This is a genomic window from Streptomyces sp. 4F14, assembly GCF_048159485.1.
GTDB lineage: Bacteria > Actinomycetota > Actinomycetes > Streptomycetales > Streptomycetaceae > Streptomyces.
The window spans coordinates 158222-181296 of sequence record NZ_JBLRVY010000016.1 but is presented as its reverse complement, the minus strand read 5'-3'; the positions used below and the strand labels follow the sequence as shown (position 1 = coordinate 181296).

Here is a 23075-nt window from a genome sequence, read left to right as displayed (position 1 = left end):
CGTCAGCGTCTGGGGCCCGCCAGCGCGTACGCCGTCACGCCGGTCACGGCGAGGCCCAGGGCCGTCCAGGTGGCCGTCGTCGCGTCGGGCGGCAGGAGGGGCCAGGCCATGATCCGGGTCGCCGTGTCCGTCGGGGGCGGGGTGACGAAGGCGAGGGCGAGCCAGCCGAAGGGGAGGCTCCAGGCGTGGTGGGCGCCGTGCAGGGCGGCGCCGAGGGCGGCGAGTCCCATGAGGCCCGCGCTGTTGCGGACGATCAGGAGGCTCGCGGCGGGGGTGCGGGCCGCCAGGAGGGCCCCGGCGAGGAGGGCCGCGGCCAGCAGGACGTGGGCGGCCCTGCGGCGGGGCCAGGGGATCGCGGCCGTGCGGTCGAGGGCCGGGTCCTGGCCGCCGAGCCCGGCCGAGGCGGCCATCGCGCCCGCGGCCAGCGCCAGGGTGGGCAGGCGGGTGTCCGCCCCGCCGCCGTCGGCGGACGCCCACGCCAGCGCCGTGGCGGTGAGCAGGACGGCGAGGGACGCCGGGACCTGGCGTGACCGGGCGTACAGCGTCAGCCATCTCATCGGGGTCCGCCCTTCAGGACGTCGAAGGGTTCTCCCCGGCAGGTGTGGGCGGCTGTGCGCATCGCGTCGACGCGGGCGAGCTGCTGGGCGCGGGGCCGTGCGGTGAGGTCCTGCCACGCCGTGCGGGCCTCGGGGCCGGCGGCGGGGTCGAGGGTGCCGAGGACCCAGGCCACCGCGACGGTCCGGGCGATGTCCTCCTCGCCGATGCCCTGCCAGCCGACGGGGGTGCAGCCGGGGACCAGGCCCTTGCCGACGAGGGCCCGGGTCAGGTTCCCGCCCCCGGCGAGGGCGGCGTCGTCGAAGTCGACGAGGACGGTGTCCTGGCGCCGGCGCGGGGTGGAGCCGTGGGGCAGGAAGGTGGTGTTCTCCCGGACGGCGTCGGGCGCCTTCTCGCCCAGGGCGGTGCGCAGGAGGCTCAGGGCCTCCTTGCCGGGGCCCGCGAGGCCGGCCAGCCGGTCCTCGTGGGTGCGGGTGACGCAGACCGGGCCGTCGCACACGGGCCGCGCGGCGGCCCGGTCGACGACGTACATGCGGTCCGGGTCGGTGGGCAGGACCAGCACGGCGAGCGCCGCGCCGGCGAGGACGGGGGCCGGGGCGAGCAGGCGGGCTCGGCCCGTCGTGGCGGTGAGCAGGGCGAAGCCGGTCGCGGCGAGGCCGAGGAACCACAGCGTCTGGCCGAGGGAGACGGTGGTGGACAGGGTGACGAAGGCGGAGCGCACGTCGTAGACGCCTGGGGAGAACAGGGAGAGCCGGTTGGGCCGGTCGATGTCGAAACCGTCCGGGCTGATCGTCCTCGCGCGGCCCAGCGACATGTGTATGAGGGTCGTGAACGCCAACGCCGTGATGGTCAGCGCGGGCGGGGTGAGCGGGGACGGCAGGGTGCGGGCGATGCCCATGCCGAGGACGGCTCCGGCGGCGAGGGCGAGGACGGCGACCAGGGTGACCGGCAGCCAGCCGAGGTGCGCGTACCCGGCGTGCGCCAGGACCTGGGCCCCGCCGACGAGGACGAGGAGGGTGAAGCCGGTGGCGAGGGTGGCCGCCGCCGTGCCGGCCTGGGTGGCGGCGCGGTGCCAGGCGGGCCGGGGGGTGGTCGCCAGCAGTTCGGTCATCTTCGAGCGGTGGTCGCGCAGGCCCTGGAGGGCGCCGGCGCCGACGGCCAGGGGCCACAGGTAGTAGAGGAGGGAGCGGGTCCACAGGGCGAGCGGCGTCCACTGGGCCGTCCACGCGGTGGTGCCGCGCCACCAGGAGGCGTCCGCCGCGTAGAGGAAGGCGAGGGCGCTGGTCAGGAGGAGGGCGCCGGCCCAGGGGGCGGCGGAGCGCTTCAGTTCGGTGCGCAGGACGGTCACCAGGATCCCTGCCCTCGTCCGGGGTGCTGGAGGAGGGCGGAGTAGCCGCGTTCCAGGGGGCTGTCGCCGACGTACTCGGGGCCGCCGGCGGCGGCGAGTTCCTCGGGGGTGCCCTGGATGACGAGGCGGCCCTCGTCGAAGAGGACGACGCTGGTGCAGGCGGCGGCGACGTCCTCGACGAGGTGGGTGGAGACGACCACGCAGGTGTCCTTGCCGAGTTCCTGGAGGAGTTCGCGGAAACGCAGGCGCTGCGCGGGGTCGAGGCCGACGGTCGGCTCGTCCAGCAGGAGGATCGCCGGGTCGTTGACGATGGCCTGGGCGATGCCGACGCGCCGGACCATGCCGCCGGACAGGGTCTTCATGCGCGCGTCCGCCCGGTCGGCGAGGCCCACGCGTTCCACGGCGTGCTGCACGGCCCCCGGGACGTCCCGCTCGGGCACCTCCTTGAGCCAGGCCATGTACTCGACGAACTCGCGGACGGTGAACCGCTTGTAGTAGCCGAACTCCTGCGGCAGGTAGCCGATGCGGCGCCGTACCGCCCGGTGCTCGCCGCGTCCGCCGACGGACTCCCCGAGGAGTTCGAGGGTGCCTTCGGTGGGGCGCAGGACGGTCGCCAGCGCCCGGATGAGGGTGGTCTTGCCCGCCCCGTTCGGCCCGAGGAGGCCGTGTACGCCGGTTCCCAGCGTCAGGTCGAGCCCGTCGACGGCCATGCGGTTCCTGCCGACCCTGACCTTCAGTCCGGTCGCCCGGATCTGCCAGGCGTACGTCGTCGGCGCGATGTCGGCCGCGCTCACCATGAGGTCTTCCTCTCCGAGTCCGCGTACGCGCCTCTGCGTACGATCACCACACCGGCACCGGCGGCGAGGAGCGTTCCCCACAGCGGTGTCCCGGCCGTCCCGAGGACGGCCGTCGTTCGTCCGGCGGCCAGCGCCGGTGCCACCACCACGGCCGCCCACGCCGCCGCGAGCAGGGCGGCGGCCCTGGTGACCCCGACGGCGCCGCCGAGGGCCAGCGTCAGGGAGGTGAGGGCGAGGCAGGGCAGCAGCCACTGGGCGGCCGTCGCCCCGGTCGCCCAGCCGCACAGGAACAGCACGGGCACGACGACGGCGAGCACGGACGCCGTGCGACGCAGCACCAGGTACAGGCCCGACCTCGGGGTGGAGGCCGTGAGGTCGTACGCCGGGTCCAGGCCGCGCGACCAGGACGCGGCGACGCCGAGGACCGGCAGGACGGGGGCGAGGAGGAGGACGAGCGACACCTCGCCGGGGCCCGTGCCGGTGCCGGTTCCCGTGACGTCGAGGAGCAGGGCGATCAGGGTGACGCCGACGGTCATGGCGAGCCAGGGGACCATCGCGGGGGTCAGCCAGTGCGCCAGGCGCGCGGTGCGGCGGCGCCGGACGGGTGCCCGGTCGAGGTGGGGTTCGAGGGCGGCCCACACGGTGTCGGTGAGGGCCGCGACGGAGTGGGTAACGGCGGCGGACAGGCTCTCGCGGCACACAGGGCACGCCTCCAGGTGGGCTTCCAGGGCCCACACCTCGTCGGGGGCGAGGTCGGGGGCGCCGTGCGCGTAGCCGTCGATGATCCGTGCCGACGCGTGGTTATCGCTCATGTCAGCGCCTTCCGCAGCTCGGTCCGGGCCCGGCGGGCGCGGGTCTTGACGGTGCCCTCGGGCAGGCCGAGGAGGACGGAGGTCTCCCGTACGGACAGCCCGTCGAGCACCAGCGCCTGGAGTACGTCGCGGAGTTCGGGTGCGAGGCGGCTCAGCGCGTCGCCGACCTCGCCGCCGACGCTCGTCGCGAGCGCCTCGTCCTCGGCGGCGGGCGCGGGGTGCAGGGGGGCGGCCCCGGGCGGGGGCTGCGCGTGGTGGGCGCGGCGCCGGAAGGCGTCGACGAGGCGGCGGGCGGCGATCGTCCACAGCCAGCCGACGGCGCTCCCGCCGGCCGCGGCCCCGGCGAACGCCCCGGCCGCGCGCCACACCGCGAGGTACGTCTCCTGCATGACCTCGGCGACGATCTGCTCGTCCGCGCAGCGCCTGCGCAGCCGTACGGCCATCCAGGGCGACGTACGCCGGTACAGCTCCTCGAACGCGGGCCGGTCCCCTCGGGCGACCAGCCGCAGGAGGTGTTCCTCGTCGAGTTCGCCGGGTGGCTTTCTTCTTCGTGCTCTCACACCCACAAGACGTGGGGCGGGGGCGCCAGGTTTTCCTTAAGGGGTGATCCGCGTCACATCAGGGGCGGCGGGCCAGCTCCTCAAGGATCTCCACCGCCCGGCCGGCCTGCTCGTGGGGCACGAACAGGTGGTCGTGGTGGAATCCGGCGACGACGTTGCAGCTCAGGCCGGCGGCGGCGAGAGCCCGGGAGACGGCGGCGGTGAGGCCGACGGCGTCGAGGGCGGAGTGGACGCGCAGGGTGATCCAGCCGGCCACGTAGTCGTACGGGAGCCCGGCCGCGTCGGCTTCCTCGCGGGGGACGACCAGGGTCAGGCCCTCCGTCTCGGCGACGGTGACGACCGGGGTGACGCCGGCGGGGACGCCGGCGTCGGTCGTGGTGAACACGTAGCGTCCCGGGCGCAGTTCGGGGGACATGCCGCTCAGCAGCTTGCGCAGATCACGTTCACCGGTCACGGCCGGCAGCTTACGCGGGCGGCGCCGGCCAGGGGGTCCGGCCGGCGCCTGAGGGGGTGTCAGGGGGCGATGTGGGAGACGAAGCGGTACGTCCCCGAGGGGGCCCGGTAGACGGCCCGGTCTCCCTCGATGCCTTGCTCCACCGCTCCCCCGGTGGCGACCGGCTGGGTGCCGTCCGTGGTCGGGACGCGGATCTCGGCGGTGGTGTTCGGGGGGATGACGACCGTGAGGCGGAAGACGCCGCCGCGCCGGGACCACTCGGAGGTGACCTCGCCGTAGGGGGTGCGGTAGCTGCCGGTGACCTCGGTGAGGTCGCCGACCGGGCGCGGGTCGACGACGAGGTCGCGGTAGGCGACGGAGGTGTCGGTCTGCCGGATGCCGGCGAGGCCGCTGTGGAACCACTCGTCGATCTGGAGGAGGATCATGTGGTTCTTGGAGTTGCCCAGGTCCCACTGCTCGGGGACGGTCGTCAGGCCCCGCGGGTTGGCCGTCGTGGGGGCCATGAAGTAGCCGTAGCTGGGGCGGGTGTCCTCCTGGAGGACCCGCCACAGGACGTCGTCGCGGCCCCCGGCGACCAGGGAGCGGATCACCGGGGAGAGGCCGATCGTCCCGGCGCCGAGGTGGGGTCCGCCGCCGAAGGGGTGGTAGCCCTCGATCAGGTCGACCAGCGCGTCCAGGACGCGCCCGCGTTCCCCGTCGGGGACGAGCCCCTCGTCGAGCGCGAGGCCCTGCGCGGCCTGGGTCGCGCCGGCCGTGCCCTGGTCGCCCTGGCTGGTGTAGCGGCCCAGCGCGCGGTTGTAGAACGCGTCGTTGAAAGCACGCTTGATGGTGGCGGCGAGGTCGCGGTACTCGCTCGCGTCGCCGTCGCGTCCGATGAGCGCGGCCATCCGCGCCATGCGGTCGGCGACCTGGTGGTAGGCCCAGGTGCCGGTGATCCGCCCGGAGGTGGGCTCGGCGGAGCTCCAGTCGGCGAGGGCCGCGTCGACGAGGTGCGCGTCGGCGCCCGTGCCGGCCTTCTTGGTGCGGATGTAGTTCAGGAACGCCTGCATCTGCGGGTAGACGCGGGCCATGGTCTGCGTGTCGCCGTACGTCCGGTACAGCAGCCACGGCGTGAGGACGATCCCGTCGCCCCAGTTGATCTCGTCGCCGTACCGGCCGAGGTAGCCGTAGTCGTACACCGGAGCCTTCAGGGCGACGTTCCCGATGTTGTCGCCGGCCCGGGACTGGCCCTCCACCAGGTGGCGGGCCATGGTGCGCAGGTAGGCGCCGTAGCCGAAGGTGCGGTGCAGGGCGCCGAAGGGCTGGAGGTAGTCGGCGGGGTAGGCGAGTTTCTCGCGGCCGGGGCAGTCCGTGAAGGTGGACATGGTGTTGCTCATGACCGAGTACCGGGCCATGCGGTGGATCCGGTTCACGCGCTCGCTGGAGGTGTGCACGTCCCCTGCCGCGGGGAGGTCGGCGTGGAGCTGGAGTCCGGTGAGGGTGTCCTCGGTGGGGGTGTAGCCGGCGGGCAGGCCGGTGACCTGGACCCACTGCATGCCGAAGTAGTGGAAGCGGGGGTGCCAGGTCTCGCCGCCGGGGGCGCCGTAGGTGGTGTAGGCGTCGAAGACGTCGGTGCCGCGCACGGGGCCGCCGCCCATGACGGAGAGCTGGTTGACGGTGCCGTCGGCGTTGAGGGACTCGGCGGGCTGCATCCTGACGGTCGTTCCGGCGGGGAGGGCGTCGAGGCGCAGCAGGGGCCAGCCCGCGAAGTTCTGGCCGAAGTCGAAGACCCAGGTGCCGGGGCGGGGCTGGGTGATGCCCACCGGGCGCAGCCGGCCGGTGATCCGCACGGGTTCGCCGATGCGCCAGACGAGGGCGGTGGTGAGATTGGGGGGCGGGGCGATGCCCGCGTCCGTCCAGTCGGCGGGGGTGCCGTCGCGGCGGCGCGCTGCGGCGGTGAGGTCGGCGCCGGGGGCGTTCCAGCCGGGCTGTTCGCGGCGGGCGTCGTGGTCGGTGCCGGAGAACCAGTTGGAGGTGGTCTCGGGGCCGAGGGCGGTGCGCCAGGCGCGGTCGCTGACGATCGCGCGGACCGTGCCGTCGGCGCCGGTGAGTTCCAGACGGGCGATGAGGCGGGGGGTGACGGCGGCGCCCGCGCTGGGGTCGGTGCTCGCGAGGGGGTTGCCGGAGCCGGTGACGCGGGCGCCGGTGGCGTGGGCGGCGGTGAGGGCGGGTTCGAAGGTGATGCCGGTGCCGTCCGCGCCCGCGGTGCCGACGGCGGTGATCCTGCGGGACTCCAGGCGTACGCCGCCGTCGCCGGTGTCGATGTTGACGGTGCCGCCGAGGTGGTAGCCGGCCACGCCGCTCACCTTGACGGTGGTGGCGCCCGCCTCGGCGGGGGCCACCAGGGTGCCGTCGCCCTTGAACTGGCTCTGCCACCAGGTGTACGGCACGGTCCGGCCGGTCGCCGGGCTGGTGACGGAGCGGGTGACCAGGGCGGTGCCGTGGCCGAGGGCGACGCCGAGGGTGTTGGCGCCGGGGCGGACCAGGCGCGTCACGTCGTAGGCGCGGTACTCCGTGGAGAGCTGGTAGTTGGAGTTGCCGGGGGCGAGAACCTCGTCGGTGACGGGGGCCCCGTTCAGGGTGACCTCGTGGAGGCCGGCGCCGGAGACGTACAGGCGGGCCCGGGTGGTGCGGCCGGCGGTCTCGAAGGCGCGGGCGAAGAGCGGGAGGGGCTGGTCGAGGGTGCGGGCGGGGTGTTCGATCCAGCGGGCCGCGCCCCAGTCGGAGGGTCTGAGCAGGCCGGTCTCCCAGGTCGCCGGGGTGCTCCAGCCGGTCGTGGTGCCGTCGGTGCCCCAGGTGCGGACCTGCCAGACGACCTCCTGCCGGGAGCCGGGCGGGGGGCCGCCCCAGGGGATGTCGTGCTGGGCCGCCGAGCGGACCGTGCCGGAGTCCCACAGGTACCGGCCCGCCGTCAGGTCGCGTGCGCTGCGCGCGGCGCGGATCCGGTACGCGGTCTGGGTCCAGCCGGCGCCCACGCCGGCGGTGCGCCAGCCGAGTCTGGGGGTGGTGTCGTCGACGCCGAGGAGGCGTCCGGTGCGGCCGTCGACCGTCAGGTCCTTGACGGTCGGTCCGTGGACGGTGCCGGGCTCGGCGGCCTCCGCCTCGGCGGGCAGGGCCGGGGCGACGGCCAGTGCGACTCCGGTCGCCGCGATGCCGCCGACGACCTGTCTGCGGCTGAGGACGCCGCTGTGTTCCTGGGACATGCGAGCTCCTTCGAATCGGCCGTTCAGAGCCTGTCCGGGTCCCGGGCCGGGGTGTGGTGCGAGTCGTCCAACTCCCCCTCCCCGCAAGCCGGAACCGATTCCTCCAAGGCTGCCCGGATCGGCGGGACCGCCAAGCGTGACACCTGGGTCCACAGGGGTGCGGCGACTCATATGAGCCGATCTCCCGACAGCCGTCGCCATTATGCGGAGCACCTGTCGGCGTCCCGCCGCGACGCGCTGACGAGGGGTGCGGTCGTGGTGCGCGGTGACTCGGGCGGGCTCTGCGGGCCGTCAAGGTTGACCGGTTCCGCCGCCTCGCCGCGCCGGGCGGGTCCGTGCCGCGGGGCGGTAAAGTTGGCATGGGTGTCAAGTTACGAGGAGGGTCCGATGGCCGAGGCCACCCCCTTGCGGGCGGACGCGCGCCGCAACATCGAGAAGCTGAAGGCGGCGGCCGTCGAGGTGTTCCGGGAGAAGGGGCTGCACGCGCCGCTGGAGGAGATCGCGAAGCGGGCCGGGGTCAGCGCGGGGACGCTCTACAACCGCTTCGGCTCGCGGGAGGCGCTGATCGACGCGGTCGTGCCGGACCTCGCGAAGGACACGCTCGGCGAGGTCGCTGACAAGGCGCTGACCTGCCCCGATCCCTGGGAGGCGTTCACAGGGTACGTGCAGGACGTCTGCCGGATCCAGGCGTCCGACCCCGCGCTCAACGACGTGATCTCCCGCCGGTACGCCGCCGAGCAGCTGGCGGTCGTCTGCCGGGTCACCGAGGAGCGGGAGCAGGAGATCATCCGGCGGGCGCAGGAGGCGGGCGCGCTGCGGGGCGACTTCACGCGCGAGGACATGCTGTTCGTGTGGTGGTCGACGGCGATGCTCGTCCGCAACACCGCCGTCGTGGCGCCCGACGCGTGGCGGCGCAGCATCGGCTTCCTCCTGGACGGGCTCCGCGCGGAGGCGGCGCATCCGCTGTCGGTGGGGGCTCTGACACCGGGTCAGACGGACGCGGTGATGCGGGGGTTCGGGGAGTCGGGGGCGGGATGAGACGGACGCCCCGCACCGGGGTGGCGCGGGGCGCGGTGCGGTGTACGGGTCACCAGGCGCCGTCGGCCGGGGCGTGGACGTACTCGGGGCGGTCGCGGTCCGTGTACGCCCGCCAGTGGTGCTCGGCGATCTCCTCGGGCTCGGTGCCGGGGCCGGTGCCGATGTAGACGGCGATCGCTATGTGCGCGGCGTGGACGCCGGTGCCGGCCAGGTCGGTGTTGAGGGAGAGGGCGTAGCTGCGCAGGGCCGCGCCGCCGATGCCGACCGAGCCGAAGTCGCCGCCCATGGGGCGCACGGAGGAGGCGCCGGTGGAGAACAGGAGGGTGCCGGTGCCGCGTTCCCGCATGCCGGGCAGGCTCTCGCGGACGGCGGCGACGGCGCCGTGCAGGTAGTAGTCGACCTGGCGCTGGAAGTCGGCGGAGCCGGCATCGGTCACCCGGGCGCTGCCGAGGCCGGTGTCGAGGGGCGAGTACTCCAGGACGTCGACCGGCCCGAGCTTCCCGGCGGCCTCGGCGAGCCCCGCCCGCACACTCTGCGGCCGCAGCACGTCCGCCGCGAACCCGGCCGCCTCGATGCCCTCCTCCCCCAGTTCCGTGGCCAGACGGTCCAGCTTGTGCTGCGTACGGGAGATCAGGGCGACCTTGAATCCTTCGCCGCCGAAGCGACGCGCGATGGCCAGGCCCAGGCCGGGACCGGCTCCGATGATGGCGATGACGGGCATGAGAGGGCTCCGTTCGGGAGGGGAGGAAGGGCCACCACAGAACTTGACAGCGACCTCAAGTTAGACCGTAACAGTAACTTGAGACGCGCTTCAACTTAGTCGCGTGCAGGGCACTCCCCGAGCCCGCATTACCGTGACGGCATGACCGAGCCCCTGCCCGCCGACGTCGCCGACGCACTCGCGCCCGCCCTCCCCGGCACCGGCGTGGCGGTCGCGGTGCGACTCGTCACCGAGAGCGGTGAACTCCCGGGCGAACTGCTGCTCTTCACCCGGAACGGCTACCTGTCCTGGCTGGAGGTCTGCTCCGGGGGCGACGACGTGGACGTGACGCCGGCCGCCGCCCTGGGCCGGCTGCGGGCGGCGACGCGAGCCGCCTGAAGAAAGCCGAGCCGGGCGGTCATCCGGACCGCTCGACGACTCCGGAGAGGGGTGCGATGAGCAAGGACGTCGAGTTGCGGCATCTGCGGGCGTTCGTGGCCGTGGCGCGGTGCCGGTCGTTCTCGCGGGCCGGTGAGGAGCTGCGGATCACGCAGCCGGCGTTGAGCCGTACCGTCGCGCAGTTGGAGGGGTTGTTGGGGGCGCGGCTGGTGGACCGGTCCTCGCGGCATGTGGAGCTGACCGGCACGGGGGCGGAGTTCCTCGTGCAGGCCGAGCGGGTTCTCGTGGCCGTGGACGAGGCGCTCGCGGTCGCGGGGCGAGGGGTGACCCTGCGTCTCGGGTTCAGCTGGCTGCTGCCCGATCCGTGGGCGCAGCGGACCGTCCGGCGGTTCGAGGAGGCGACCGGCGCGGTGGTCGTCCTGACCCGGGTCGACGACCCCCTGGAGGCGCTGCGCCGGGGCGCGCTCGACATCGCGGTGGTCCGGGGTGACGTCGAGGCGCCGCCGGGGACGCGGGCGCTGCACCTGTTCGACGAGCCCCGGGTCGCCGTGTGCTCCGAGGACTCGGAGCTGGCCCGGGCCGGCTGCCTGGACTGGGCGGACGCACGGGAGTGGCCGCTCGTCGTGAACACGGTCAGCGGCACGACGGGACCGTGGTCGTGGCCCGCGGGACAGCGGCCGGAGCGGATCGTGGAGACGTCCAACTACGACGAGTGGCTGGAGTCGGTCGCCGCGAACCGGGGCATCGGGATCGTGCCCGAGGTCGCGCGGCGCCGTACGCGGCATCCGGCCGTGCGGTTCGTGCCGCTGACCGGGGCGCCGCCTGCGCCGGTGAGCCTGGTGCATCTCTCCGGCGGGCGGCGGGTGCTGATCCGGCGGTTCCTTGAGGCGGCCGTACGGACGGCGACGCGCTGAGGTGAGCTGCCGCTATGCCTGGTGTGCATGGATCGGCCACAACAGGCATTTCCCGGGCGACCCGGTCATCATTAGCGTCGTCGGTGCGCACCGGAACAGTTCGACGACGCCGCCGGTACCCCCCCACATGTAAGGAACAGCATCATGCCCTTCGTACGCATCGACCTCATCCGCGGACGTGGCGCCGAGGAGGTCCGGGCCGTCGCCGACGCGGCGCACCGGGCGATCGTGGAGGTTCTGGAGATTCCCGAGCGGGACCGGTTCCAGGTCATCACCGAGCACGACGCGGACCATGTCATCGCCCTCGACGCGGGCCTCGGCTTCGAGCGGTCCGAGAACCTGGTGATGCTCCAGATCTTCACGCAGGGCGGGCGCGCGACCGAGGTCAAGCAGCGGGTCTTCGCGGCCGTCGCCAAGCACCTGGAACCTCTCGGGATCGCCGGCGAGGACATCTTCATCAGCTTCATGGAGAACGGCCCGCAGGACTGGTCCTTCGGGTTCGGGCGGGCTCAGTACACGGAGGGGCTGCTGGCCGTTCCGGGCCGCTGACCTCGCGGGCGCCTCAGGTGGCGGGCCGTTCGCGGGGCAGAGCCTCAGTCCCGAGGTGAGCCGCGTCGTCAGCAGGACCCGCCGCTCGGGGAACCGGTCGGCCGGCACCCCGCCCGGCGGGCCGACCGGCGGCAGCGGTGTGGACTGGAGCGCGACGACCGTGCCGGCGGCCGTCGAGGACCCGGTCAGCTCCAGGGTGAGCCGGTCCTGGACGATCCGGATCAGCCAGGTCCCGGTGTGGGCGGCGAGTCGGCCGGTCGCGCGGCGCGGCGAAGGCGGGGCGGGCCTTTGCCGGGGTGGTGCTCGTCGTGTGGGGTCAGTCGCCCGCCGGGGCGGGTCGGTTCCTGCGGGGTTGCTTCTGGCGGGGGACCGTGGGGCGCAGCAGGTCGGCCACGGTCGCGTGGCCCTCGCGTTCGGCGTCGTGCAGGGGGGTGCCGCCCCAGCGGTCGACGGGGGCGGTGTCGACGTTCCGGCCGAGGAGGTAGCGCACGACGTCGGTGCGGCCCTCGGAGGCGGCGAGGTGCAGGGCGGTGCGGCCGTCGTAGTCGGCGGCGCCGAGGTCGACGCCGGAGGAGGCCAGGCGGCGTACCTCGTCCAGGTCTCCTTGGCTGGCGGCCCAGCACAGGGCGACGACGCTCTCGACGGCGCTCTGGTTGCGGCGTCTGCGGGGGTCCTTGCGGGCGGCGCGGGTCTCCTGGGCGGCGTGCGGGTGGACCTGGAAGGTCTCGACGAGTTTGCGGCACATCTCGATGCCGCGGACGCTGTTGCCGAGTTCGTCGAGGCGGGGTGACCAGACGCAGACGCCCATGAGCTGGGGGATGACGACCATGAGGGCGCCGGAGACGCCGCTCTTGGCGGGCAGGCCGATGGTGAAGGCGAACTCGCCGGAGAAGTCGTACATGCCGCAGGAGGTCATGAGGGACAGGCAGTGCTGGACGGTGGTCTCGCCGAAGACGCGTTCGCCGGTGAGCGGGCAGACGCCGCCGGCGGCGAGGGTCGCGGCGACGACGCCGAGCATCCGGGCGTCCAGTTCGATGGAGCAGCACTGGAAGTAGAACTCCAGGGTTTCGCGCAGGTCGGTGCCGGGCGGGAACGCGTTGCTCTCGCGCATGGCGTAGCCGAGGGCGAAGTTGCGGTCGGCGGTGTCGCGTTCGGAGAGGTAGACGGCGTTGTTGAAGCCGGGCCGGCGGCCTCCGGCGAGGCGCTGCCAGGTCTGGGCGACGTGGTCGAAGCGGTCGGCGAGGGGAAGTCCGGGGCGGATCAGGGAGCAGCTCATGATGGCGCCGGCGTTGATCATGGGGTTGTGGGGGCGGCCCTGGCGGTTGAGGGTGAGTTCGTTGAAGCTCTGCCCGCTGGGTTCGCGGCCGACGTGGCGGTGGGTGAGGTCGACGCCGTGCTCCTCCAGGGCCAGGCAGTAGCTGACCGTCTTGGAGACGGACTGGACGCAGAACGCCGTGTCGAAGTCGCCGATGTCGTGGCGCTGGCCGTCGACCGTGCACAGGGAGACCGCGAACTGTTCGGGGTCGACGCGGGCCAACTGGGGGATGTAGTCGGCGACTTGGCCGGTGCGTACGGGCAGGGTCTCCCGGTACATGCGGTCCACCTCGGCGGTCAGGCCGGTGAAGTCGGGGACCGCGAGGGTGCCTTGCATGGCCCGCTGGACGAGTCCGCTGTGGTGCTGGATCAGGGTGACGAACCCGGCGAAGTCCATCTCGGCCTCGCCGGCCGCGTCGAGGATCGCCCGGATGCGGGGGTCGTCCTCCTTGATGCCGGCCGCGCCGAGGTGGCCGACGAGTTCGGCGCGGGAGAGGGTCTGGCTGCGGTCGTCGTCGAAGGCGTCGAACAGCGCCCGGTAGGCGGCGGTGACCGCGCCGTGCTCCCCCGTCGTCCGTGTTCCCGATGTCATGGCCGTGTCCGCCTCTCGCTGGTGTGGCCCTGTCGTCGGTCGCATAGCCAGGTGCCGCCGGGCTCATTCGGGGCCGTCACCCGTACGGGCGAGGCGCGTGGAGGGCCGCCCCGGCGCAGGGCGCGCGCCGGATGCCGACACGTGCGGCGGGGTGTGCCGGAGCGGTCGCGGGGCAGGTCAGCGGCCCTGTGCTCCCTGTGCGCCGGCTGCCGCTGCGCGCACTCCCGGTGCCCTCGGTGCGCCCTGGGCGACGCCCCGGGGCCGCGTGAACACTGAGGTCGCTCCCCTCGCCGCAGGAGCGGAGCACGTCACCATGCCCGTAGCCGTCGCCGTCCTCGACATGGACGGCACCCTCGTGCCCGGCTTCCTCGCGAGGACCCTGCTGCACAGGAACTGCGGACGCTCCCCGGTACAGGTCACAGCGCGGTGGATGCCGCCTGCGGCGCTAGGTGACGTGCCTGCTCCCGGGCAGCCCGGCCGAGGTGATCGCGCCGGCCGCCGCGGACCCCGGTGTCGACCGGTACGGGGGAGCCACGGCCGAGCGCGAGGGCGTCGCCACCGGGCGGCTGCCGGGTCGCCCCGCCCGTCGCCTTCGAACCCGGTCCGGCGCTGCGGCGGACGGCCGGTGGCCGACCGCGACACCGTGCTCGACCTCGCGCACGGCCTCCTGCAAAGCGGGCGGACCCCCGTGTGACGGCCCTCCCGCGTAAAGGCCGTCGCGAATGCGAAGATCACTTGTATGACGACGAGCGAACAGCGGCTTCCCGCTGACGACCGGCAGGACTTCGAGGACGCGGACCGGGGCCTGATGGCCCGTCTGGAGCCCGGGACGGTGCGCGACGCGGACGGGCGGGTGGTGTGGGACGCGGACGCGTACGGCTTCCTGGACGGGCCGTGTCCGCCGACCGCGCATCCCTCGCTGTGGCGGCAGAGCGGGCTGGTGGCGCGGCAGGGTCTGTACGAGGTCGTCCCGGGGATCTACCAGGTGCGCGGGCTCGACCTGTCCAACGTGACGTTCGTGGAGGGTGAGCGCGGCGTCGTCGTCATCGACCCGCTGATCAGCGCGGAGGTCGCGGCGGCGGCGCTGGCCCTGTACCGGGAGCACCGGGGCGGGCGTCCGGTGACCGGGGTGATCTACACGCACTCGCACGTCGACCACTTCGGCGGGGTGCGCGGCGTGGTCGACCCGGCGGAGGTGGCGGCGGGCCGGGTGCCGGTGCTGGCGCCCGCCGGGTTCCTGGCGCACGCGGCCGGCGAGAACGTGTTCACGGGTCCGGCGATGGCCCGCCGCGCCGGGTACATGTACGGCGCCGCGCTGCCCAAGGGGCCCGCCGGGCAGATCGGCTGCGGGCTCGGCCAGTCCACGTCACTGGGCGCCGTAGGGCTGATCGCGCCGACGCTCGACGTCACCGCGACCGGGCAGGAGGAGGTGATCGACGGGGTCCGTATGGTCTTCCAGCTCACCCCGGGCACCGAGGCGCCGGCGGAGATGAACTTCCACTTCCCCGACCTGCGGGTGCTGTGCGTCGCCGAGAACGCCTGCCACACCCTGCACAACGTCCTCACCCTGCGCGGCGCGCTGGTGCGTGACCCGAGCGCCTGGGCGCGGTATCTGACGGAGACGATCCGGCTGTACGCCGACACCACGGACGTCGTGTTCGCCTCCCACCACTGGCCGACGTGGGGTCAGGAGCGGGCGGTGCGGTTCCTGGAGGAGCAGCGCGACGCGTACGCCTACCTGCACGACCAGTCCGTGCGGCTGATCAACTCGGGGTACACGGGCGCGGAGATCGCCGAGGAGCTGCGCTTCCCGCCCGCGCTGGACGCGGCCTGGCACGCGCGCGGCTACTACGGGACGCTCAGCCACAACGCGAAGGCCGTCTACCAGCGGTACATGGGCTGGTTCGACGGCAACCCGGCGCACCTGTGGCAGCATCCGCCGGCCGAGTCCGCGCGCCGGTACGTGGAGTTCATGGGCGGCGCGGACGCGGTCGTCGCGAAGGCGGGGGTGTCGTTCGAGGAGGGTGACCTGCGGTGGGTGGCGGAGGTCCTCGCGCACGTCCTGTTCGCCGAGCCGGGCCACGCGGGGGCCCGTGAACTCCAGGCGCGGGCGTTCGAGGGGCTCGGGCACGCCGCCGAGTCCGGGCCGTGGCGCAACTTCTACCTGGTCGGCGCGGCCGAGCTGCGCGGCGGTGTCCTCGGTACGCCGACCCGCAGCGCCCCGGACATCCTGGCGGCGCTCACCGCCGAGCAGGTCTTCACGTCGATGGCGGTACGGGTCGACGGGCCCCGGGCCGCCGAGGCGGGGCGGCTGCTGCTGCGCTGGGAGTTCACCGACACCCGGGAGCGGTGGACGCTGCTGCTGTCCAACGGCGCGCTCACCCCGATGCCGGGCGACGCGCCGCGCGGCGAGGAGCCGCACGTGACACTGCGGCTGGCGCGGACCGCCTTGGACGCGGTGCTGGGCGGCGGAACGACGTTCGCCGACGAGATCGCCGGGGGCCGGGTGGCGGTGGACGGCGACATCGGGGTGCTGGTGACCTTCGGGAGCCTGCTGGTGGCACCCGACCCGGACTTCGCGATCGTCACGCCCTGACACAGGCGCGGGCCAAAGGCCGCTCAACCTGTTCAACAGGGTGACGCGAGCAGCCCCCTTGGCCCGCGCGCCGCTCCTGGCGCCTCATGGAATCCCGTGGCCCCACATATGCGAGCACCTCACGGAGTCTTCCCATGGCCCAGCGCACCGCTGTTCTCTTCCCCGGACAAGGCGCCTACCTGCCCGGCGCACTCGCCGACGTGGCCCACCACGCCGAGGTCGCCGACGTCCTCGACGCGGTCGACGCCGCCGTCACCGACTCCCCGCGCACCCTGCTGACCAGCCGTTCGGCGCCGGCCGTCGACGACCTCGTCCGCGACGACCCCGAACGCCTGCACCTGGCGATCTACACCGCCGCCGTCGCCGTGTGGCGGCTGGTGCGCGGGCCGCTCGGGGAGCGCGGGGACGTGCTGCTCGGGCACAGTGTCGGGGAGCTCGCGGCGCTCGCCGCCGCCGGGGCGATCGACGTGGGGGACGGGGCCCGGCTGCTGGCCGCCCGGGATGCGGCGCTGCGGGAGGCGCCGCCCGAACCGGGCGGCATGTACGCGGTCCGGCTCGGGGCCGGGCGGCTGGAGCACCTGGTGCGCGGCTGCGGGCTGGCCCGGGTGCACCTCGCGGCCGACAACGCGCCGCGCCAGTCGGTCGTGAGCGGCCCCGACGACGAACTGACCGTCCTGGAGAGCGTGCTGGAGGCGCTCGGGGTGCGGTGTTTCCGGCTGCGGTCGGCCTATCCCTTCCACCATCCGGCGCTGTCCGCCGCCACCGCCCGCTTCCGGCCCGCCGTGGCCGACGTCGAGGTCGGGGCGCCGATGCTGCCCGTGTACTCGCCGACCGCCGGGACCTACTACACCGACGCGGAGGAGGTGCGGGCCGCTCTCGTCCACCACCTGGTGCGGCCGGTGCGCTTCGGGCGGGCCGTCGTGGCGCTGTACGGCGAGGGCGTCGACCGGTTCGTGGAGTGCGGGCCGAAGTCGACGCTCGCCGACCTGGTCGCGGAGAACCTCCCGGCGGCCGAGACGGCGGCACCTCTGCGCCGGCGCTGCGGGCTGGAGGACATGCGGGCGGCCCTCGGCGGCGAGCCGTTCACGCCCGCGCCGAAACCCTCGTCGAAGCCCCGGCCCGTGCCGGAGCCGGCGTCGCGGCTGCCCGAGGCGCCCGCGCTCCTCAAGGAACTCCGGCAGTTGTACGCCGACGGCCTCGAATACCCGCTGGAGGTGCTGACGGCCGACGCGGACCTGGAGGCGGATCTCGCCGTCGACTCCATCAAGCAGGTCGAGCTGTTCGCCCGCGCCCTGGACCGCTACGGACTGCCGCAGCCCGAGGCTCGGCTGCGCATCACCACGTACACCACCCTGGAACGCGTCGCCGCGCTGCTCGCCGAGGTCGACGCGGGGGCAGCACGGTGACGGGGTCCTTCGCGGGCAAGGTGGTGCTGGTCACGGGTGGGGCGCGGGGTGTCGGCCGGACCGTCGTCGAGGAGTTCGCCGTACGGGGTGCCCATGTCGTCGTCAACCACTTCCACAGCGGGGCCGCCGCGCACGCCCTGGTCGAGGAGTTGACCGGGCGGGGGCTGTCCGTGCAGGCGGTGCGGGCGTCGGTGGTCAAGGCCGATCATGTCGAGCGGATGATGGCGGGCATCCGGGAGGAGCACGGCGGGCTCGACGTCCTCGTCAACAACGCCGCCCGGGGTGCCTTCCTGCCGCTCGCCGATCTCACCGAGGAGGACTGGCGGCGCACCTTCGACCTCAACCTCCATGCGGTGCGGCGGTGTTGTCTGGCCGCGCTGCCGCTGCTCACCGGCCGCCCAGGCGCCAGTGTCGTCAACCTGTCCAGTCACGGTTCGACGCACGTGGTGCCCGCGTACGGGGTGGTCGGCGCGTCCAAGGCCGCGATGGAGAGCCTCAGCCGGTATCTGGCCGTGGAGTTCGCGCCGCACGGGGTGCGGGTGAACGTCGCGGGCAGCCCCGTCATGGACAACCGGGCCGGTGCGCTGTTCCCGGACGCCGGGCGGCGGATGGCCGTCACGCGCGACGCGACGCCGTGGGGGCGGCTGCCCACCGAGCGGGATCTCGCGCGGCTGGTGGCGCTGCTGGCCTCGGACGACGCCGGGTTCGTGACCGGGCAGACGGTGTGGGCCGACGGCGGGCTGTCCTGCGGGGCGGCCCTGCACGCGCCGCCGCCCCGGCGTGAGCCCGAGCGGGGTACCTCACCGGTCGCCGTCGTCGGCACCGGGCTGCTGGTGCCCGGCGCCGGGAGCCCGGAGGAGTTCTGGGAAGTGCTGTGCGCCGGGGAGCCGGTTCTCGGCAGCCAGGACCGCCGCTATCCGATGGAGCACTTCCACGCGCCGGACCCGGCCGCCCCCGACCGGACGTACACGCGCCGTGCAGGGCTCGTCGGCCGGCCGGACGAGGAGGGGGCCGACGCCTGGATCCGGCACGCGGCGCTGGACGCGCTCGGCGGGCGCGCGCTGCCCGAGGGGGTGCGGACGTCCGTGGTCGTCGCGGCGTGGGCCGACGGCACGCGTGAGCTGGAGGAAGGGGCCCTGCGCACGCTGCTCCTGCGGGAGGCGGACGGGGACCCGGAGCCCCCGCTGTCCAAGGTGCTGCCCCGCGCCGCCGACGTGCCGGAGAGCTGGCTGCCGGTGCCGCTGGTGCGCCGGGCGCTCGCCGGGCTCGTCCCGGACGCGGCCGAGGTGCTGGCTGTCGACGCGGCGTGTTCGTCGGGGCTGTACGCGCTCGACCTCGCCGCCCGTGACCTGCGCGACGGGCGGGCGGACACGGCGCTCGCGGTCGGGCTGTCGCTGTGCACCGTGCGGTACATGATCCTGTTCGCCAAGGTCGGAGGGCTCAGCCGGGCCGGTGACGTACGTGCCTTCGACACCGGCGCCGACGGCACCCTGTTCTCGGACGCCGTCGCCGCCGTCGCCCTCAAACGGCTCGCGGACGCGGAGCGGGACGGCGACCGGGTGCTGGCCGTCCTCGACGGGTTCGGCGGCTCCTCCGACGGCCGGGGCAGGGCGATCTCCGCGCCCAACCCGGCCGGCCAGCGGTTCGCGCTGCGCCGGGCGCGGGAGGCGGCGGGCACCGACGAGGTCCACTGGATCGTCGCGCACGCCACCGGCACCGAGGCCGGTGACCGGGCCGAACTCCAGTCCCTCGCCGAGGAGCCGGCCGGCCCGGGCCCCGTGCTGTGCACCAGCAACAAGTCCCTGGTGGGGCACGGTGGTTGGGCGAGCGGCCTGGTCTCCGTGATCCACGCCGTGCTCGGCCTCGCGCACGGGGCGGTGCCCGCGCAGGCCCGCTGCACGAGCCCGTCCCCCGAGGTGCCGGACCAGGTCACCGTCCCCCTCTCCCCCGTCCCGCTGCCGCCCGGACCGCGCCGCGTCGGGGTGTCCGCGTTCGGGTTCGGCGGCATCAACGCGCATCTGCTGCTCGCCGACCGTACGGCCGTCTCCCGCGCGCCCGCCCGCGCGCGCGACACCTCGGCGCTCGTCCTCGTCGGGTGGAGCGCGCTGCTCCCCGGTGCCGGGGACTCGGCGGAGGCGCTCGCCGCGCTGTGTTCCGGTGCGCATCCGCGCGGGTTCGGGGAGCGGTACCCGGCGCCGCCGTTCGAGGAGGCGCGGATGCCGCCGCGTACGGTCCGGGCCGTGGACCGCGTCCAGTTGATGGGCCTTCAGCTCGCCGCGCGGCTGGTCGCCGAGCACGGCACCCTGTGGGCCGGCGTCGCCGACACGACCTGCGTCATCGCCGCCCACAGCGGGCCGACCCGGCTCTCCCAGGAGATCTCCGTACGGTGTTTCGCCCCCGCCCTCGACACGGTCCTCGACGCGGGCTGGTGGCACCGGCACCGTGACGCTCTGCGCGCCCGCGTCCCCCAGGTCACCGAGGACACCCTTCCCGGGCTGCTGCCCAGCATCGTCGCGGGGCGGATCGCCGCGCGGTACGACCTGCACGGCCCGTCCCTCGCGACCGACAGCGGCCGAGCCGCCCTCACCGTCGCCGAGCGCTATCTCCGCGACGGGGACTGCGCGCTGGCGCTCGTGACAGGCGTGCACGGCAACACGCTCCCCGGCTGCGGCGGCCCCTTCGGCGTCCCCGACTCCGACGTGTCCGAGGGCGGCTTCCTGCTGGCCGTGACGACGGCCGGGCGAGCGGCGCGGGAGGGGTGGCGGGTACTGGCCGAGGTGCCGGGGGGCGAGCGGGACCGTGGCGGGGCGGACGGGGCGGTGGAGGGGGCTTCCGGGGAGCCGGGGTACGAGCGGGGCCGAGGCGGGGCGGACGGGGCGGTGGAGGGGGCTTCCGAGGAGCCGGGGTACGAGCGGGGCCGAGGCGGGGCGGACGGGGCCTGCGGCCGGCCCGAGTCCGGGTGGTGCTACGGCGGGGCCGACGATGTGGCGGAGCTGCTGCGGGGGTGGGTGACGGACGGCGCGCTCACCATCCGCCCGGCGTCCGGCGCTCCCGACTCTGCGAGCGCCTCCGCCTCGGCGTCCCGTCCGTCGCTCAGCTCCCGGACCGACAGCGCATCCAAAGGCGCCCCCGGCTCGGACGCTTCCGGTTCAGCCCACCCGGCCTCGCTCCCCCGAGCCGAGGCCGAGCCTCGCCGGGCCGCGCCCGGTCCGGCCCACCCCTCCACGGCCCCGCTCCCCCGACCCAAGGTCGGCCCCCGTCGCAATGGGTCCGGCCCGGCCCGTCCAACCCCGCTCCCCCGAGCCGAGACCACCCCCGGCAGCAACACGTCCAGCCCAGCCCCCCGAACCGAGACCGACCCCGGCCTCCCCCAGCTCCTCCGCTACGGAATCGTCCCCACCCCGTCCCCCCGCACCGGCCCCACCCACTCCCCCATCGACGCCCTCCCCGCCGGCGGCTGCCTGGTCGTCGTCGACGATGCCGGCCTCGCCGAAGTCCTCCGCCCCCGGGTCCGGGCCGTCGGTGGGACGCTCGTCGTCACCGACCCCGACGCGCCCCGTGCGGAGCGGATCTCGGCAGGTGAGGGGGCAGTCGCCGCGCTCGTGCGGCGGCTGTCGCCGACGCCGAAACATCTGCGCGTGTTCGTCGGGCCGGCCCGGACGGCATGGCCCGGGCGGCCGGCGCCCGCGTTTCTCGCCGCGCAGGAGGTCGCGTTCCTCGCTCTGCGGGAGTTGCGGGCGGGGCTGTGCGACGGCGGGTCGGCGGTGGTGTGTCTGCTCGATCCGCAGGCCGGCGGGGTCGCTCATCCGCACGGCGCGCTGTTCACCGGCATGGTCAAGAGCGCCATGTGGGATCTGCCGGGCGCGTGGCTGCACGCCCTGACGACGGACGCGGAGCTGCCGGAAGCGTTGGAGCAGCTCGTGGACGCCTCGCGCAGCCGTACGGAGATCCCGGTGAGCTGGGTGCGGCACGGGCTGCGGCACACCGAGGCGTTCGGCCCGGCCGAGGAGCCGCCGGGGGCCGACGGGGAGGAGTTGTTGGGCCGGGAGAGTGTCGTCGTCGCGGTCGGGGGCGCCCGGGGCATCACCTCGGCCCTGTTGACCCGGCTCGCCGAACGGCACCGCTGCCGACTGTGGGTGGTGGGCTCCAGCGACCTCGACGCCGTGGATCCGGCGATGCGTGCCGAGAGCGACAGTGCGTTCGCGGCCCGGCGCAGGGAGTTCATCGCCCGCCGGGTCACCGGGGAGGGCCGGGTCACGCCCGCCGAGGCCGTACGCCGGTTCGAGCGGCTCGCCTCCGCGCGGGAGGCCGCGCGTACCGTCGACGCGCTCGCCGCCTCCAGCGGGCCGGAGCGGGTCCGGTATCTGCGGGCCGACATCACCGATCCGGTCCAGGTCCGGGCCGTGGCCGAGCGGGTCGCGGAGACGGACGGCGCCGTGGATCTGCTGGTCAACGCCGCCGGGCTGCATCACGCCGGTGAGCTCGCGACCAAGTCCCTCGCGGTGTTCCGGCGGGTGCGTGACGTGAAGCTGCTGGGCTATCACGCGCTGCGGGAGGCGTTCGCGGCGGTCGACGTGCGGCACTGGTGCAACTTCGGTTCGCTCAGCGGCGTCGTGGGGCTGCCCGGCGAGATCGAGTACGCCGCCGCCAACGACCTGCTGAGCGCGGCGGCCCGCGCCGGGCAGCCCGCGGAGTTCACCGTCGCCTGGACGCTGTGGGCCGAGAGCGGCATGGCGACCCGGCCGCTGGTCGGTGACGCGGTCCGGCGGCGCGGCCACCTGTCCGCGCTCACCGACGACGAGGGCGCCCGGCACTTCGCGCACCTGCTGACCCGGCCCGCCCGGCTGCGGCCGCCCGGGGTCGTGCAGATCGGCGCCCCCGAACGGCGTTTCCTGGCGCCGGTGATGCCGGACCTGGCCCGTACGGACGTCCCGTCCCCGCCGCCCGGCGCTTTCCTCGGGGCGTCCGTGCGGCGCGGTGTCGGCACCGCCGAGTGGGCGCTGACGTTCACCGAGCGGCAGCTCGCGCTGGTGTCGGAGCATCCGGTCGGCGGTCTGCCCACGCTGCCGGGGACCCTGGTGCTGGCGCTGCTCGCGGAGGCCGCCGAGGGGCTCGTACCCGGTGCCCGGGCCGGTGTCGTACGCGACGTCCGCTTCCACCGTTTCCTGCGGGTCCGGTCCGACGGCCGGGTCCGGCACACCGTGCGCGCCGGTCTGCTCGCGCCGGGCACCGTGCGGGTGACCGTTACCTCGGACACGTACGCCGCCGACGGCCGGCTGCTGCGTGCGGACGGCCTGCACTGTGAGGGTGTGGTGGAGGTGGGCGCCCATCCGCCGGGGGCCGTCGTGCCGTCACCCCGTCCCGGCGGCCCGGCGCTCGACCCGTTCTACGAGCCCGGCAGCCCCATCCCGCTGCGTGGTGCCTTCGTCAACACGGTCGACCACCGCACCGCGCCGACGGGCGGCAGCAGTGTGTGGAAGCCGGGGGCCGAGCCAGATCCCGTGTTCTACGGCCGGATGGCGCTGCCCTCTCTGCTCGTGGACGCCCTGGCCCGGACCCACACCCTGCGCCCGCCCGGCACTGCGGCCGTCCCCGTCAACGTGCCCCTCGGTCTCGACCGGCTCGAACTGCACCGCCCCGCCGACGACACCGCCCTCTTCCACGCCCACCCGGACGGCATCCGCCTCCTGGAGGACCGGAGCTCGGGACGTTTCCACGCGATGACCCGCGCGGGTGAGCCGGTTCTGTCGTTCGAGGGACTGCGTGTCCACGCGATCGGCGCCGTCGACGTGACGTGAT

General features: G+C 74.6%; 16 protein-coding genes. 7 read left to right on the top strand and 9 right to left on the bottom strand.

Going from position 1 to position 23075, the window contains the following annotated elements:
* Nucleotides 1–2 precede the first annotated feature (2 nt).
* Genes ACLZOT_RS27245 through ACLZOT_RS27215 form a run of 7 tightly spaced genes read right to left on the bottom strand, consistent with a single transcriptional unit; the run spans nucleotide 3 to nucleotide 7768 of the window.
* Nucleotides 3–557 (bottom strand): hypothetical protein, encoded by a 555-nt coding sequence (locus tag ACLZOT_RS27245; protein ID WP_416971718.1) that lies wholly within the window; start codon nucleotides 555–557, stop codon nucleotides 3–5.
* A complete protein-coding gene (locus tag ACLZOT_RS27240; RefSeq protein ID WP_416971754.1) occupies nucleotides 554–1909 on the bottom strand; it encodes a hypothetical protein in 1356 nt (451 codons plus the stop codon). The genes ACLZOT_RS27245 and ACLZOT_RS27240 overlap by 4 nt, the downstream gene beginning before the upstream one ends.
* Nucleotides 1900–2700 (bottom strand): ABC transporter ATP-binding protein, encoded by an 801-nt coding sequence (locus ACLZOT_RS27235; protein WP_416971717.1) that lies wholly within the window; start codon nucleotides 2698–2700, stop codon nucleotides 1900–1902. Before ACLZOT_RS27235 ends, ACLZOT_RS27240 begins: the two co-directional genes overlap by 10 nt.
* The gene (locus ACLZOT_RS27230; RefSeq protein ID WP_416971716.1) at nucleotides 2694–3512 is read right to left on the bottom strand and encodes a zf-HC2 domain-containing protein; all 819 of its coding nucleotides are present in this window, start codon (nucleotides 3510–3512) and stop codon (nucleotides 2694–2696) included. Before ACLZOT_RS27230 ends, ACLZOT_RS27235 begins: the two co-directional genes overlap by 7 nt.
* Nucleotides 3509–4072: an RNA polymerase sigma factor gene (locus ACLZOT_RS27225; protein WP_416971715.1), complete on the bottom strand. Its 564-nt coding sequence runs from the start codon at nucleotides 4070–4072 to the stop codon at nucleotides 3509–3511. Before ACLZOT_RS27225 ends, ACLZOT_RS27230 begins: the two co-directional genes overlap by 4 nt.
* 58 nt (nucleotides 4073–4130) lie before the next feature.
* Complete coding sequence (locus ACLZOT_RS27220; protein ID WP_416971714.1) at nucleotides 4131–4526, bottom strand: ACT domain-containing protein; 396 nt, start codon at nucleotides 4524–4526, stop codon at nucleotides 4131–4133.
* A 59-nt stretch (nucleotides 4527–4585) separates the two neighbouring features.
* Nucleotides 4586–7768, bottom strand: a complete 3183-nt coding sequence (locus ACLZOT_RS27215) for a family 78 glycoside hydrolase catalytic domain (protein WP_416971713.1) — start codon at nucleotides 7766–7768, stop codon at nucleotides 4586–4588.
* Between the two features lie 387 nt (nucleotides 7769–8155).
* On the opposite strand from ACLZOT_RS27215, the gene ACLZOT_RS27210 reads away from it, so the two are divergent.
* Entirely contained in the window at nucleotides 8156–8806 is a 651-nt protein-coding gene (locus ACLZOT_RS27210; protein ID WP_416971712.1) for a TetR/AcrR family transcriptional regulator, read from the top strand.
* Nucleotides 8807–8855: 49 nt separating this feature from the next.
* Here the strand turns inward: ACLZOT_RS27210 and ACLZOT_RS27205 are convergent, their stop codons facing one another.
* Nucleotides 8856–9527 (bottom strand): SDR family NAD(P)-dependent oxidoreductase, encoded by a 672-nt coding sequence (locus ACLZOT_RS27205; protein ID WP_416971711.1) that lies wholly within the window; start codon nucleotides 9525–9527, stop codon nucleotides 8856–8858.
* A 141-nt stretch (nucleotides 9528–9668) separates the two neighbouring features.
* On the opposite strand from ACLZOT_RS27205, the gene ACLZOT_RS27200 reads away from it, so the two are divergent.
* From ACLZOT_RS27200 to ACLZOT_RS27190, 3 genes are all read left to right on the top strand, one after another.
* Entirely contained in the window at nucleotides 9669–9905 is a 237-nt protein-coding gene (locus ACLZOT_RS27200) for a hypothetical protein (RefSeq protein WP_416971710.1), read from the top strand.
* A gap of 56 nt (nucleotides 9906–9961) precedes the next feature.
* Complete coding sequence (locus ACLZOT_RS27195) at nucleotides 9962–10819, top strand: LysR family transcriptional regulator (protein ID WP_416971709.1); 858 nt, start codon at nucleotides 9962–9964, stop codon at nucleotides 10817–10819.
* 144 nt (nucleotides 10820–10963) lie between these two features.
* Nucleotides 10964–11368, top strand: a complete 405-nt coding sequence (locus ACLZOT_RS27190) for a tautomerase family protein (protein WP_416971708.1) — start codon at nucleotides 10964–10966, stop codon at nucleotides 11366–11368.
* 316 nt (nucleotides 11369–11684) lie between these two features.
* Here the strand turns inward: ACLZOT_RS27190 and glsA are convergent, their stop codons facing one another.
* Nucleotides 11685–13274, bottom strand: a complete 1590-nt coding sequence (gene glsA, locus ACLZOT_RS27185; protein ID WP_416971707.1) for a glutaminase A — start codon at nucleotides 13272–13274, stop codon at nucleotides 11685–11687.
* Between the two features lie 739 nt (nucleotides 13275–14013).
* On the opposite strand from glsA, the gene ACLZOT_RS27180 reads away from it, so the two are divergent.
* The 3 genes from ACLZOT_RS27180 to ACLZOT_RS27170 all read left to right on the top strand — a co-directional run bounded on the left by ACLZOT_RS27180 (nucleotide 14014) and on the right by ACLZOT_RS27170 (nucleotide 23074).
* Entirely contained in the window at nucleotides 14014–15870 is a 1857-nt protein-coding gene (locus ACLZOT_RS27180) for an alkyl/aryl-sulfatase (protein WP_416971706.1), read from the top strand.
* A 134-nt stretch (nucleotides 15871–16004) separates the two neighbouring features.
* Nucleotides 16005–17276, top strand: coding sequence for an acyltransferase domain-containing protein (locus tag ACLZOT_RS27175; RefSeq protein WP_416971705.1), 1272 nt, complete (start codon nucleotides 16005–16007; stop codon nucleotides 17274–17276).
* Nucleotides 17273–23074 (top strand): SDR family oxidoreductase, encoded by a 5802-nt coding sequence (locus ACLZOT_RS27170; RefSeq protein WP_416971704.1) that lies wholly within the window; start codon nucleotides 17273–17275, stop codon nucleotides 23072–23074. Before ACLZOT_RS27175 ends, ACLZOT_RS27170 begins: the two co-directional genes overlap by 4 nt.
* Nucleotide 23075 lies beyond the last annotated feature (1 nt).

Coding starts and splice junctions, on each gene's coding strand:
- ACLZOT_RS27190 (WP_416971708.1), top strand. CDS start 10,964: ATGCCCTTCGTACGCATCGACCTCATCCGCGGACGTGGCGCCGAGGAG.
- ACLZOT_RS27210 (WP_416971712.1), top strand. CDS start 8,156: ATGGCCGAGGCCACCCCCTTGCGGGCGGACGCGCGCCGCAACATCGAG.
- ACLZOT_RS27175 (WP_416971705.1), top strand. CDS start 16,005: ATGGCCCAGCGCACCGCTGTTCTCTTCCCCGGACAAGGCGCCTACCTG.
- ACLZOT_RS27235 (WP_416971717.1), bottom strand. CDS start 2,700: ATGGTGAGCGCGGCCGACATCGCGCCGACGACGTACGCCTGGCAGATC.
- ACLZOT_RS27245 (WP_416971718.1), bottom strand. CDS start 557: ATGAGATGGCTGACGCTGTACGCCCGGTCACGCCAGGTCCCGGCGTCC.
- ACLZOT_RS27205 (WP_416971711.1), bottom strand. CDS start 9,527: ATGCCCGTCATCGCCATCATCGGAGCCGGTCCCGGCCTGGGCCTGGCC.
- glsA (WP_416971707.1), bottom strand. CDS start 13,274: ATGACATCGGGAACACGGACGACGGGGGAGCACGGCGCGGTCACCGCC.
- ACLZOT_RS27215 (WP_416971713.1), bottom strand. CDS start 7,768: ATGTCCCAGGAACACAGCGGCGTCCTCAGCCGCAGACAGGTCGTCGGC.
- ACLZOT_RS27195 (WP_416971709.1), top strand. CDS start 9,962: ATGAGCAAGGACGTCGAGTTGCGGCATCTGCGGGCGTTCGTGGCCGTG.
- ACLZOT_RS27230 (WP_416971716.1), bottom strand. CDS start 3,512: ATGAGCGATAACCACGCGTCGGCACGGATCATCGACGGCTACGCGCAC.
- ACLZOT_RS27200 (WP_416971710.1), top strand. CDS start 9,669: ATGACCGAGCCCCTGCCCGCCGACGTCGCCGACGCACTCGCGCCCGCC.
- ACLZOT_RS27180 (WP_416971706.1), top strand. CDS start 14,014: ATGACGACGAGCGAACAGCGGCTTCCCGCTGACGACCGGCAGGACTTC.